The organism is Rothia mucilaginosa (assembly GCF_001061665.1).
GTDB lineage: Bacteria > Actinomycetota > Actinomycetes > Actinomycetales > Micrococcaceae > Rothia > Rothia mucilaginosa_A.
In genome coordinates, this window is record NZ_JVSP01000001.1 from 65063 (window position 1) to 77995 (window position 12933).

Consider the following 12933-nt stretch of genomic DNA (forward strand, 5'->3'; position numbering starts at 1 on the left):
GGATGCGCGCTTTCTCCCCCGCTTATGCCTGTGGATAACGCGCGGGGTTCACCGCGAGCTCAGCAAAGGGCCGCCGGCGAGCGCATCCGAGGCCGTCTTCGGCGTGCGGGTTGCCAGACGTTCACCCGGTGCTCGGGACTGCCCGCAATGAGGTCGGGGCTGCTCTTTTCCGCTCCCCCGCGTCCCGCTAATGATTAGATTTTCTAGACCGCCTGGGTTAGAATCTTAGAAGTGTCGCGCTCCGCGTGCGATGCGCCCGAGTGGCGGAATTGGCAGACGCGCCTGACTCAAAATCAGGTTCTTCGGAGTGTGGGTTCGAGTCCCACCTCGGGCACCAACGCAAAAGCGGCGGGAAAGTTTGAAGCTTTCCCGCCGCTTTTTCTATACCCGCGCATCCCAGCGTTGCCGCGCAAGCTACCTCATCCCCATAACAAAACCGCCGCCCGGCCGTGACAGTTCACGACCGGGCGGCGGTCTCTATGCACCGAGTGTACAGGCTGAGGATTACCCTCAGCTACGCATTGGAAAGAATGGTCAGCGGCTTAGCGCTTGACCTCGTTCTCCTCGTAAGGACGCAGAGTTTCGCGCTCACCGTCTGCACCGGAAACGCGGTGTACCTGAACCATGTTGGTGGTACCGGCGCGACCCGCGGGAGCACCGGCAGCCACGACGACCAGGTCGCCGGCTTCTGCCAGGCCGTTCTTGAGCAGGTACTCGTCCACGAAGGTAAAGATAGCTTCCTGATCAGTAATCATCTCAACCTGCTCAGCTTCAACACCCCACAGCATGGACAGGAAGGAACGAACCTTCGAGCTGGTGGTGAATGCAACCACGGGGGTCTCGGGACGCAGACGTGCCAGACGGCGTGCGGAGTCACCGGACTGGGTGAAGGTTACGATGAGCTTCGCATCCAGCTGGTCGGCGATGTTCACTGCAGCACGGGTGATTGCGCCGCCGCGGGTGCGGGGCTTGCGGTCCAGTTCGGGCACGCGGTACAGGCCGCCCTTTTCGGTGTCCTTGACGATCTCGGCCATGGCCTGCAGGGTCAGGATCGGGTACTTACCGACCGAGGTCTCACCGGAGAGCATCACGGCGTCTGCGCCGTCGAGGATTGCGTTAGCGCAGTCAGACACCTCTGCACGGGTGGGGACGGGGTTGTCGGTCATGGACTCGAGCACCTGGGTTGCCACGATAACGGGCTTTGCCCAGCGGCGTGCCATGTCGATAGCCTTCTTCTGAACGAGGGGGACCTCGGAGAAGGGCAGCTCAACACCGAGGTCACCACGAGCAACCATGATGCCGTCGAACTTGTCGATGATGTCCTGCAGGTTGTCCACTGCCTGGGGCTTCTCGATCTTGGCGATGACGGGTACGCGGATACCCTCTTCCTCCATGATCTTGTGGACGGGCTCAACGTCTGCACCGGTACGAACGAAGGAGAGTGCAATGATGTCCGCACCCATCTTCAGGGCGAAGCGCAGGTCGTTGGCGTCCTTCTCGGTCAGTGCGGGCAGAGAGACCGCAGCGCCGGGCAGGTTGATGCCCTTGTTGTTGGAGATGGGGCCGCCCACGATGACGCGGGTGCGCACGCGGGTGGGGGTCACCTCGATAGCCTCGAGGCGAATCTTGCCGTCGTCGAGCAGGAGCTTGTCGCCGAGCTTTACGTCGCCAGGCAGACCCTTGTAGGTGGTGCCGCAAATTTCTGCGGTACCCTCAACGTCTTCGGAGGTAATGGTGAAGTCTGCGCCGGGCTCAAGGTATTCCTTGCCGTTTGCGAAACGCTCGAGGCGAATCTTGGGGCCCTGCAGGTCGGCGAGGATAGCAACGTCCTTACCGAGCTTTGCAGACTGGTCACGGATGGTGTCGTAGCGTGCCTGGTGCTCGGCGTGATCACCGTGGCTCATGTTCAGACGGGCGACGTTCAGGCCAGCCTTGATTGCCTCGGAGATCTTCTCGGGGGACTCGATTGCCGGACCGATGGTTGCAACGATTTTTGCGCGCCTCATGTACCTAACCTTTGTGTGTTGTTTCGCGCACCCCATGAGGGGAAACGCCGGTTTTTCGGGGAAGGTCACTACTGATTTCCCACTCATTCCCACGCTTTCCAACAAAATGGAACATGCCGAAGGCGTAGGATTCTTTCTCAATTATAGGGGTTTTACAGCCTCTTGGGTATGCCTATTTCGGTCTTTCTGCCGGGGAATTAGTGTTTCACCTCGCACCCCAAAATCTTCTCCCGCACACCCCCGGCATCCCTTCCGCGCAAAGTCGCGGTATACGGCATTTGAGGCACTCCCCACCAAGAGAAGATAAGCAATGTAACAATTGGTCACGCCCATTAACCTTCGGGCGTGTTTGTGAGCTCAGGGTCCCTTCTTGTGAGGACCTATGAGAAAATATATGAGGCTTCCAAGGCTAGGCGATTTCACATTTTCGCGCGCCTAGCATATATTGGAAGCAATAATTAGTATTTGAAATGCGAAATATATCTGGAAGGTTCACAGATGACTACTCGCGTGCTGATTATCTTCGGCTCCACCTACGGCTACACCGAGCAGTACGCCACCTGGCTGGCAGAAGATCTGCGTGCACTCCCGCAGGCCCCCGAAGTTGAGACTGTCCCCGCCTCCAAGGTCACCCCCGAGCAGGCAGAGGCATTCGATGCCTTCGTGATTGCCGGTAGCGACTACGGTGGATTCCTCAACGGTGCCCCGGCCCTACGCAAGAAGATTCTGCCGGTTATCGCCCCGAAGAAGAACCGCACCGCGTTCTTCACCGTGTCCTTCACCGGCGAGTACTCGAAGAAGCTGCTGGACAAGGCCGTAGCCAAGAGCTACACCCCCGAGCTGACCGAGGGTCGTCCCGTTTACCACCTGCGTGGCGGCATCGACTTCGATAAGATTTCGCTGGCTCACAAGACCGCCCTGAAGGGCCCGGTCCGCGCATGGCTCATGGCGAACCCGAACCCCAACGAGGGCATCAAGCAGATGCTCGAATGCTATAAGACCGGTAAGGCAGAGTATATCGACCGCGAGAGCCTCAAGCCTCTGGTCGAGGACATTGCCAAGTTCCTCTAGGATTGCGCTAACGTAGCCGTTCTGAGGAATCGCTTAGCTTTCGTGTGTACCCCGCTCGAACGCACCGGGTATCCCGTTCAACGATTGAGACGGATGCGTTCGGGTGAGGGATACGCGATTCAAAACGTGCCGATTGGCACCATAGAGTGGTCGATGACTTCATCTCTCCTGCATCGACCATGAAACTCCGGGTACCGGTGCGAGGCCGCGCCAAAAAACAGTACCCGGAAACCGAGGGGTGGGTCTTTGTGTGTGCGGCCCACCCCTTCTTTCATGACCCAGTCACAGGCCCGATGCACCCCCTCCTCCGCACGACGCCGAAAAATGCGCACGGACGAAAAAATAACCGTCCAAAACCCCTCGGAAACATTGCGTTTCGCGGCGCGCGTACCGTACCCTTTTAGCTGTGCCCGTCGGCGCCTGCCACCCCATCACCGGCCAGCCACCCCGCGGTGGCGCATCTTCTTCCGGTGGCAAAAATCCAACCACGAATCCACGAGGGACCACTGTGCCTTCAACGGATTGTCGCGCCCGAACGCGGCCGCCATTTCACTCACATCACCGGCGACCGTACCCGAACGCACACTACAGAACGATTCGTTCGTTCCGTGTCATGCTGTTCTACCGTGCGTCGGAACCACACCATTCACAGTCAACTCAAACACAGGCATAAATATGAAGATATTCCAGACTGCCGGGCGCTCCGCGGCAGCCCGCTCCCTCATGGCATCGGCCGGTGCCCTCTCCCTCCTGGCGTCCTCTCTGACCGCAGTTCCGGAGGCCTTCGCGGCCCCCGAGGCTTCCACAAGCCCCGCGGCTACCGCCAGCGCACAGCCCGTCGATGCGAACACCTCGTACGAGAACCTCACCTACGCACCCGCCCCGGACCCCGCACAGGTTGAACGCGACAACCCCGCCATGGGTGCCGGCGAGCGCGAACGCATGGGCACCGCTAATGCCCGCACCGGCGCAACCTCCGCCCCCACGGCAACCCTGAGTGGGCTCGCCGCGGGTAGCTCTTCAGCACAGGCGCTGGCCCTGGGCCGCTCCGCCTGGACCCCGAGCGGCGGCACCCTCGGCATGGACGTCTCCTCGCACCAGCAGAACGTGGACTGGGCAAGCGCCTGGGCGGCCGGTTCCCGATTCGCCTACGTGAAGGCCACCGAGGGCGCGTACTACACCAACCCCTACTTCGGTCAGCAGTACAGCGGCTCGGCCTCCGTCGGCATGGTGCACGGCGCCTACCACTTCGCCAACCCCCGCACTTCCTCCGGTGCCGATCAGGCCCGCTACTTCGTGCAGAATGGCGGCGCGTGGACTGCCGACGGCAAGACTCTCCCGGGCCTGCTGGACATCGAGTTCAACCCCTACCCCACCTACGGCAACACCTGCTACAACATGACCGCGGCGCAGCTGACCGCCTGGATCCGCGACTTCGTGGACACCTACCGCGCGCTGACCGGTCGCGCGCCCATGGTGTACACCGCAACCTCTTGGTGGTCCCAGTGCGTGGGCTCGCAGGAGTTCGGCTCCCTGCCGCTGCACCTGGCCAGCTACTCCACGGTCGTGGGTCGTATTCCCGCCGGCTGGAACGGTTACGACATCTGGCAGTTCACCGACTCGGGCCCGTTCGTGGGTGACTCTAACTTCTTCCCCGGCAGCGTCGAGGACCTGAAGGTTCTGGCGAAGAACCCGAAGGCTGAACACCGCAACTGGGCCAAGGACAACCAGCCGACCCAGAACCCGAACGTGGTCGTCACCCCGACCGGTTCGATTGATATTCGCACCGGCATTGGCGTGGCCTGGAACCGTAACCGAAGCTTCTACGGCAACCCGGTCGGCGGCGAATATAGCCTGGGCTACGGCGTGTACGCCCAGAAGTTCAGCAACCGCAAGACCATCTACTGGACGAACGCGAACGGGGCCCACTGGGTGGTGACCGACGGCGGCCTCGATCACAAGTTCCGCTCTAACGTGGCCCGCTACCGCGGCCTGACCACCGATGAGGGGGGACGCTTCCAGACCGTGGCGGTCTCTTTCGCCAACGGGGAGGGCGCCTACTGGACCGAGAGCACCGGAACCCATACGCTCAACGAGCGCGGCGGCATCTATTGGGCCTGGCGCAATTCCGGTGCCCAGGGTGCCCCCACCACGGATGAGGAGAACCTGGGCGGCGGCATCGCCAAGCAGGAGTTCTCCGGCCGTCGCACCTTCGTGTGGAGCGCGAAGACCGGCACCCACCTTCTGCGTACCGGCGGCGCGTTCTACTACCGTTTCCTGGAGCACCGCAATGCCTGGGGCGCCCCGGCGACCGACGAGACCGCTAACTCCACGGGCGCGCAGGTGCGCTTCGCCTCCGGCAAGATGCTGCTCTGGTCGGATGCGTACGGCGCCTACGAGACCAACGGTAACGGCGCGATTTACAACCACTGGGCTCGCAACACGGCTCGTTACGGTGCGGCTCGCGGCAACGAGTCCTACGCGAACGGGGTGTACTACATGGATTTTGAGCGCGGCACAATCCGCTGGACCGCTCAGCGCGGCATCTACTAGGCCTACGCCCTAGCAAACATCACGGATATAGAGAACGAGGGGCACCTTCTGCCACAGAAGGTGCCCCTCGCCGTTTCCGCTCCGAGGATGCTAAGCCTCTGCCGAGTGTGGGCAGAAGGGTTACACACTGCCGCGAGCGGGGTGGGTTACCGAGTGAGTAGAGAAACCCGGTCATGTTACCCGTGCCGGCAGGTAAGTTTATGTCGTACCCGAGAAGGTAGTTGAGTCATCTCGCGAGGCGGGCCCTGGATTAGTGTGGCGAACGCAATCCCCCTTGACTACGTCCGTGGGGCCCACACTAACCGCTGTGAGGCCTAGTCCCAGGAGGTGTCTAGAGGGGCAGCCTGACCGGAAGTAGGACTCATGGCGAATGACGGCACGGTACGAAGATGCTGAAATTCACCCGGGATGCGGCGTTCCGGGGAAGGAACCGATATCTAGGAGGGCGGTTCCTTCACACGCCGTGTCCCTCATTCAAGGATAGGTCGAAGGAGGGCTTTCCGCCCATCATTTCGGAAAATATTACGTCTCAACCGTTGATTGAAAGTTTACCTGATAAAAATATATTTTGAATTCTTTGGATGTCTAATAGTGCATATTTTTCGGGTGATTTACTGGAGTTTTTGAGATAATCCTCGATTATTTCAAAATAATTTTATGGATATATTACGTTTAGGTGTTTCGCACTCTCAGCGGTAACGCCGAGCTTTTCCATCCAGAAATCTCTCTTGCGGAAACCCTTGCCACAGGCTGCGGAAAGCCCGGAGCGCAACGCACACTAGGGCGCACCCCGTGCCGTATGCACCGCGAGAAAGTACCCTTACTCCCCCGCTACACGGGATGCGCCCTAGACGCTTCATCGCCCGATCAGCCGCGGCTCACGCCGCACGCACCGGGCTCGCACCTCCTAGAGGCTAGCGAAGTCCAGAACCATACGGCCGGTAATCTTACCAGCAGTCATTTCCTCGAAGACAGCCGGTGCCTCGTCAACCTCACGCAGCTGAACCACCGGAACCACGAGGCCGTCAGCACCGAACTGGAACGCCTCCGCCAAATCCTGACGGGTGCCCACCAGGGAACCCACCACGCGGATACCGTCCAGAACGATCTTCACAATGGACAGCTCCATCATCTCCGAAGGCAGACCAACAGCCACCACGGAACCGCCCGCACGAACCGACTCGATAGCCTGGTTGAACGCAACCTTCGACACAGCAGTCACCACAGCAGCGTGAGCGCCGCCGCCGGTCAGCTCGCGAATACGAGCCGGAACGTCCTCAACCTCACGGCCGTTGATGACGTGATCAGCACCGACCTTACGAGCCAGAGCCAGCTTGTCGTCGTTGATGTCGACAGCGATAACCTTGGCGCCGAAGACCTTCTTAGCGTACTGAACGGCAAGGTTACCCAGACCGCCAGCGCCGTAAGCAACCAGCCACTGACCCGGGCGAACCAGCGACTCCTTGGTTGCCTTGTAGGTGGTCACACCAGCGCAGGTAATGGAGCTGGCCTGCGCCGGGTCAAGGCCCTCGGGAACCTTCACAGCGTAATCAGCGGGCACCAGGGTGTATTCGCTCATGGCGCCGTCGACGGTGTAGCCGGCGTTCTTGACCGAACGGCACAGAGTCTCACGACCCGAGGTGCAGTACTCGCAGTGGCCGCAGCCCTCGAAGAACCAAGCCACCGACACGCGGTCGCCTTCCTTCAGGGACTCAACACCCTCGCCGACCTTGACGACACGACCAACGCCCTCGTGGCCCAGAATACGGCCCGGAAGCTCACCGAAATCACCGGCAGCCACGTGCAGGTCAGTGTGGCACACGCCCGAGTATTCAATCTTCACGAGCGCCTGACCGTGACCGACGGCCGGAACGGGAACCTCACGGACAACAACCGAACCGTCAACATTCTCAGGGACAACAACAGCCTTCATGGTTTCCTTGCACATGACCTAAACTCCTTAGTCATTTGTGGTCGCGCTCAAGCCGCAATCTGCAATCTGCGATCTGCGCTTTGCAACCTAGCGGAGTGAGCGCGCATATTCTTTACATTTCCACCGTAAAATGACGAGCTGCCAATCGGAAGGACCCTTCCCAAATATGACGAAGGGGATGTTTAGGAATCTGCAAACCAATGTTGATAAGTTTTCGATAAGGTCCATTCCGACTAATGCGCTAAACCGCCAAAGGTTGAAATGACGCTATGACAAAGCAACACAGAAGATGAGAATGCCTCCCAAACCAGCGGTCTGGGAGGCACTCAGAAAAAATTTAAATATTAAGTTTGGTGCGCACAGTACCCTAAAGGTAGGGTTCAACCCGCACCTATACGGTTCCTAGCGGCATTTAGAAGCAGAAAGCAACCTCGACCGAACCGGCACCGCGCTCACCCGAGGCGCTCGGGGCGTTCATGGCCCAGCCCAGGTCACTCACGTACGCGGTCGTATCCATGTAGGTTCCACCACCGGCGCCGCCGCCGGCCAGCTGCACCGTACCCACCGCGTAGCGGGAACGAGCCGGATCGTTATTCCACTTCTGCGAGACCACGCGAGCCGAGACGCTCAGCGCCGCACCCGAACCGCCGCCGCCGTACCCGGCACCGCCGCCTCCGGATACCACCGACTGGTAGCCATTAAACATCGCGCCCGCATTCGAGGGGGACGCGTCGGTGCCCGCGGGGGTCTGATCCCACTGGTACGAATAGCTGACCACGCCGTCCGCGCCCTTCGCACGGAAGCCGCTCGGGCCGGTCTCGCCCGCCGCCGCGCTACTCACCAGCTTCTGCGTGGAGGTGCTCGAGAAGCCAATCACGGAACCGTCGGAAGTCGGCGGATCCAGCTTCTCACCGCCACCACCGCCCATGCCGTTCATAGCGCCCGAACCGGGGTTCACCTTCAGCAGCGGCACCGACTGCGCCGTGTACGAGGTGAAACCCACGAAACCCGGGGAACCGTCGCCGTCGCTGGAACCGGCGCCTCCGCCGGTGCTGAACTGGTGGCGGCGACCGGAGCTATCCAGGGAGTAGTAAGCCGTCGCCTGCAGCGCACCCGGCTTCGCGGGGCTCGGCAGATCCGTCGCGTACGTGGCCAGAGTTCCCGCGCCGCCGCCACCGCCGGCGACAATCATCGGCACGCCGTCCACCTCAATCGCGGAAGAACCGCCGCCCGAGGAGGAATAAAGCACGGCGTTCATGCCGCCATGTCCCATCACACCACCGGTGCGGCCGGTCAGGCTCTCAATCGCGGCGACCACATCCGCAGGGACCGGGGAGGAAGCCTTCGAGGAGCCGCCCACGCCGTAGCCGTCACCGCCCTCGGCCGGGGTCAGCTCACCGTTACCGATGCCGCCCGAACCGGCCGTCAGGGTAATCACCTGGCCGCCGCGCACCGGCATGGATCCCTCTACCAGGGCGCCCGAACCGGCGTCCGCAACGGCGTAGTTCGTGCCGCCGGCGCCGCCAATCACGGTGAAACGCATGCGTCGGGCACCCGCGGGCACGGTCAGAACGGCAACCTTCTTCACGCCGTCACCGGCGGTAATCAGGGTGGAATCCTCGTAGGGGCCGGTACATTCGCCTTCCTCGGGGGAGGCGGCAAAAGCGGGAACCAGGGTCGAAGCCGCGACGGCGGGGGCAGCCCAGGCCGCACCGGCCACGAGACGACGACGGGTCAGGCCCGAACGGGAGGAGGGAGAAATTGGGCGTGAAGAATCGCCGGAAGAAGAGCTCACGATATGTGTCCTGTAGTTGAGTGAATAATTCTGAGCGCGGTGCGTGCCGCGCGGAAGGGGCCGATTCCCAGAGGCTATGCCCCCACGCGAGCACGTATTACCGTGGTTCCTCTATTATGCCTTCTCAGGCCCCTGTTTTCACAAGTCGCCGAAAACTCTCTGCGGTGTGGAAGCCGAGTTGGGAACTCCACGAGAGCAGAACGCCGGCACGGGGCCCAAAACGGGGTCAGGCACGGGAGCTGAAAGACAGAAAACCGCCGGACGGGGTGCTCCCCCATCCGGCGGTTTTCAGCATGAATTATCGGTTACCGAGAGCATCAGCTGGACGCGGTGTCCTCCGACTTCCCGGCCTTTTCGGTCTTTTCGGCGCCCTCCGACTTCCCCTCGGAATCGTCGGAGTCTTCGGCGCTCGCAGAGTCCTCGGCATCATCGGCCTTCTTCTCCGAACGCTTCGGAGCAACCTCCACGGGGCCGGGCTCAACACCCGCGGCGGCCTTCGCCGCCGCGCGACGACCGGCCACCACAAAGCCCGCGGCACCCAGCAGAACCAGCAGCAGGGCCGTCCACACGTGAATACGAACACCCCAGAGCATCTCCGAAGTATCGATGCGCAGGAACATCTCGATGAAGAGGCGACCCACACCGTAGTAGAACACGTACAGCCACAGGGTCTGACCCAGCTTCAGCACGCCCTTACGGCCCAGCCACAGCAACAACGCCACACCCAGCAGGTTCCACAGCGACTCGTACAGGAACGTCGGGTGGAACAGCGTGCCGGCCGGATACTGCGAGGGAAAATTACCGCTCGAGGTGCTAATCTCCAGACCCCACGGCAGGGTCGTCGGCTTGCCGAACAGCTCCTGGTTGAACCAGTTGCCCCAGCGGCCAAAGGCCTGGGCCAGCAGGATGCCGGGGGCCACCGCATCCGCAAAAGCAGGGAAATTCATGCCGTAGCGGCGGCAACCGTACCAGGCGCCCAGCGCGCCCACCGACACGGCACCCATGATGCCGATGCCGCCCTCCCAAATCTTCAGAAAGGCCCACGGATCAGCGACATTCGGGCCGAAGTAGCTGCCCGGGTCGGTAATCAGCACGTGGTAGGCGCGGGCACCCACGATGCCGGCCGGGATGGCCCACATCGCCACGTCAAAGACGCGTTCAGGGGTACCACCCGCCGCCTTCCAGCGGCGGGCGCCCAGCCACAGGCACACCGCCATACCGGTCAGAATGCACAGAGCGTAGAAATGCACACGAAACGGGCCCAGCTGCAGGTACGAGACGCTCGGGGAAGGAATCGACAGCGCCGGCAGGGCCACCGCCGAAAGCAGGGCCGACATTAAGCCTCACGCCCCGCCAGCTCGCGGGTCAGGCGGGCTACCGCATCCACGCCGCCGGAGGCCAGGGCCTTCACCAGCGCGGTACCGACGATCACACCGTCCGCGTAGGCGCCAATCTCCTCCACGTGAGCGCGGGTCGAAACGCCCAGGCCCACACACGCGCGCTTGGCGCCGGCGGCCTTGATATCCGCCACCAGGGTGCGGGCCGCCTCCGACACGGAGGTGCGGGCACCGGTCACGCCCATGACCGACACCGCGTACACGAAGCCGCTCGAGGCCTTCGCCACGGTTGCCAGACGCTCCGGCGAGGAGGACAGCGCGGCCAGGAAAATACGATCCAGACCGTACTCGTTCGACGCCTCAAACCAGGCCGATGCCTCGTCGGGCACCAGGTCGGGGGTAATCATGCCCGCACCACCGGCGGCCGCCAGGTCACGCGCAAAATTCTTCACGCCGTACGCCAGCACCGGGTTCCAGTAGGTCATGACCACGACCACCGCGTCGGTGGCCTCGGTAATGCGGCGGACCGCCTCAAAGAGCTGGGAAAGCTTGAAACCGTTCTCCAGGGCCTGGCCGGTCGCCTTCTGAATCACCGGACCGTCCATCACAGGGTCGGAGTAGGGAACGCCCAGCTCGATGATGTCGGCGCCATTGTTGCCCAGGGCAATCGCCGCGTCAATGGACTCCTCCAGGGTGGGGAAACCCACCGGCAGGTAGCCAATCAGGGCCGCACGGCCCTCGGCCTCGCACTGCGCGAGACGAGCGGCCAGGGGCGAATCGGAGTTAGCGGGAGGGAAGGTACCGTCCACCACCTCGTAGGGGGCGGCGTGGGGAATGAAGTCCTGGTAGCTCATTACTTAGCCTCGCTCTCGGTCTGGGCGTTCTTTTCAGCGGAGGCGGCGGCCTCCTTGTTACCGGTCATCAGGGTCGAGGACGGGATGGCCTTACCCAGGCCGAACCACTTCTGAGCGGTCTCCATGTCCTTATCGCCGCGGCCCGACAGGCACACAATCATGGTCTTCTCGCGGGCGGCCTCCGGGTCCTCGGCGGCCCAGCGCTGGCACACGCGCAGTGCGCCGGCCAGGGCGTGCGAAGACTCAATCGCCGGGATGATGCCCTCGGTGCGGCAGAGCAGGCTCAGCGCATCCATAGCCTCGGTGTCGGTCACCGGCTCGTAGGTCACGCGGCCAATATCGGAGAGGTACGAGTGCTCCGGGCCCACACCCGGGTAGTCCAGGCCAGCCGAAATCGAGTGGGACTCGATGGTCTGGCCGTCCTCGTCCTGCATCAGGTAGGTCATCGCGCCGTGCAGCATGCCCGGGCGGCCCAGGGTGATGGTCGCCGCGTGACGGCCGGTCTCCACGCCGTCGCCGCCGGCCTCAAAGCCGTAAATCTCGACCGAAGGGTCGTCCAGGAACGCGTGGAACAGGCCAATCGCGTTCGAACCGCCGCCCACGCAGGCGGCCAGGCCGTCGGGCAGGCGACCGGTTAGCTGCTGAATCTGCTCGCGCGCCTCCGTGCCGATGGCGTCGTGGAAGAAACGCACCATCGCCGGGAACGGGTGCGCGCCGGCGGCGGTACCCAGCAGGTAGTGGGTGTTCTCGACGTTCGCAACCCAATCGCGCAGCGCCTCGTTAATGGCATCCTTCAGGGTGCGGGAGCCGTTCTGCACCGCAATCACCTTCGCGCCCAGCAGCTGCATGCGGGCAACGTTCAGGGCCTGGCGCTCGGTGTCTTCCTCACCCATGTACACCACGCACTCCATGCCGAACAGGGCTGCGGCGGTCGCGGTGGCCACGCCGTGCTGGCCGGCACCGGTCTCAGCAATCAGGCGGGTCTTACCCATGCGCTTGGCCAGCAGAGCCTGGCCCAGCACGTTGTTGATCTTGTGGCTACCGGTGTGGTTCAGGTCCTCACGCTTGAGGAAGACGCGGGCACCGGCGTGCTCCGAGAACTTCGGAACCTCGGTCAGCAGCGACGGACGGTTCGAATACTCAGCAGAAAGACGCTTGAACTCGGCCAGGAACTCGGGATCGTTCTTCGCCTCGTTAAAGGTGGTTTCCAGCTCATCCATGGCGGCAATCAGCGACTCGGGCATCCACCGCCCGCCGTACTCACCAAAGTAGGGGCCGGGGGCGTTCTTCAACGACTTACCGTTGAGGAAAGCATCTGCCAGGTTTTCGCTCATCACTATTCCTTCCCTGGATGGTTGATGCCGGATGCGCGAATCTCGCGAGC

General features: G+C 62.4%; 8 protein-coding genes and 1 tRNA gene. 3 read left to right on the plus strand and 6 right to left on the minus strand.

Annotated features, from left to right (window positions below; translation table 11 throughout):
• Nucleotides 1-254: 254 nt before the first annotated feature.
• Nucleotides 255-337: transfer RNA gene (locus tag ADJ95_RS00230), tRNA-Leu, on the plus strand.
• Nucleotides 338-542: 205 nt separating this feature from the next.
• Here the strand turns inward: ADJ95_RS00230 and pyk are convergent.
• Nucleotides 543-2006, minus strand: a complete 1464-nt coding sequence (pyk, locus tag ADJ95_RS00235; RefSeq protein WP_049331376.1) for a pyruvate kinase — start codon at nucleotides 2004-2006, stop codon at nucleotides 543-545.
• A 498-nt stretch (nucleotides 2007-2504) separates the two neighbouring features.
• Between pyk and ADJ95_RS00240 the strand changes: the two genes are divergently transcribed.
• Together ADJ95_RS00240 and ADJ95_RS09205 are read left to right on the plus strand one after the other, a co-directional pair.
• Nucleotides 2505-3077 (plus strand): flavodoxin domain-containing protein, encoded by a 573-nt coding sequence (locus ADJ95_RS00240; protein ID WP_049331378.1) that lies wholly within the window; start codon nucleotides 2505-2507, stop codon nucleotides 3075-3077.
• Nucleotides 3078-3752: 675 nt separating this feature from the next.
• Nucleotides 3753-5630, plus strand: coding sequence for a GH25 family lysozyme (locus tag ADJ95_RS09205; protein WP_053088794.1), 1878 nt, complete (start codon nucleotides 3753-3755; stop codon nucleotides 5628-5630).
• A 907-nt stretch (nucleotides 5631-6537) separates the two neighbouring features.
• On the opposite strand, the gene adhP is transcribed toward ADJ95_RS09205, so the two are convergent.
• From adhP to trpB, 5 genes are all read right to left on the minus strand, one after another.
• Entirely contained in the window at nucleotides 6538-7578 is a 1041-nt protein-coding gene (adhP, locus tag ADJ95_RS00255; RefSeq protein ID WP_080974898.1) for an alcohol dehydrogenase AdhP, read from the minus strand.
• A gap of 397 nt (nucleotides 7579-7975) precedes the next feature.
• Entirely contained in the window at nucleotides 7976-9358 is a 1383-nt protein-coding gene (locus ADJ95_RS00260; RefSeq protein ID WP_049331382.1) for a hypothetical protein, read from the minus strand.
• Nucleotides 9359-9675: 317 nt separating this feature from the next.
• Nucleotides 9676-10695: a prolipoprotein diacylglyceryl transferase gene (gene lgt, locus ADJ95_RS00265; protein ID WP_049331384.1), complete on the minus strand. Its 1020-nt coding sequence runs from the start codon at nucleotides 10693-10695 to the stop codon at nucleotides 9676-9678.
• Nucleotides 10695-11549: a tryptophan synthase subunit alpha gene (gene trpA, locus ADJ95_RS00270; RefSeq protein ID WP_049331386.1), complete on the minus strand. Its 855-nt coding sequence runs from the start codon at nucleotides 11547-11549 to the stop codon at nucleotides 10695-10697. The genes lgt and trpA overlap by 1 nt, the downstream gene beginning before the upstream one ends.
• Complete coding sequence (gene trpB / locus ADJ95_RS00275; RefSeq protein WP_049331388.1) at nucleotides 11549-12883, minus strand: tryptophan synthase subunit beta; 1335 nt, start codon at nucleotides 12881-12883, stop codon at nucleotides 11549-11551. Before trpB ends, trpA begins: the two co-directional genes overlap by 1 nt.
• Nucleotides 12884-12933: the final 50 nt, after the last annotated feature.

What these genes read in the sequence shown, in the direction of transcription:
- pyk (WP_049331376.1), bottom strand. Translation starts at nt 2,006, where the DNA reads ATGAGGCGCGCAAAAATCGTTGCAACCATCGGTCCGGCAATCGAGTCC.
- ADJ95_RS00240 (WP_049331378.1), top strand. Translation starts at nt 2,505, where the DNA reads ATGACTACTCGCGTGCTGATTATCTTCGGCTCCACCTACGGCTACACC.
- ADJ95_RS09205 (WP_053088794.1), top strand. Translation starts at nt 3,753, where the DNA reads ATGAAGATATTCCAGACTGCCGGGCGCTCCGCGGCAGCCCGCTCCCTC.
- adhP (WP_080974898.1), bottom strand. Translation starts at nt 7,578, where the DNA reads ATGTGCAAGGAAACCATGAAGGCTGTTGTTGTCCCTGAGAATGTTGAC.
- lgt (WP_049331384.1), bottom strand. Translation starts at nt 10,695, where the DNA reads ATGTCGGCCCTGCTTTCGGCGGTGGCCCTGCCGGCGCTGTCGATTCCT.
- trpA (WP_049331386.1), bottom strand. Translation starts at nt 11,549, where the DNA reads ATGAGCTACCAGGACTTCATTCCCCACGCCGCCCCCTACGAGGTGGTG.
- trpB (WP_049331388.1), bottom strand. Translation starts at nt 12,883, where the DNA reads ATGAGCGAAAACCTGGCAGATGCTTTCCTCAACGGTAAGTCGTTGAAG.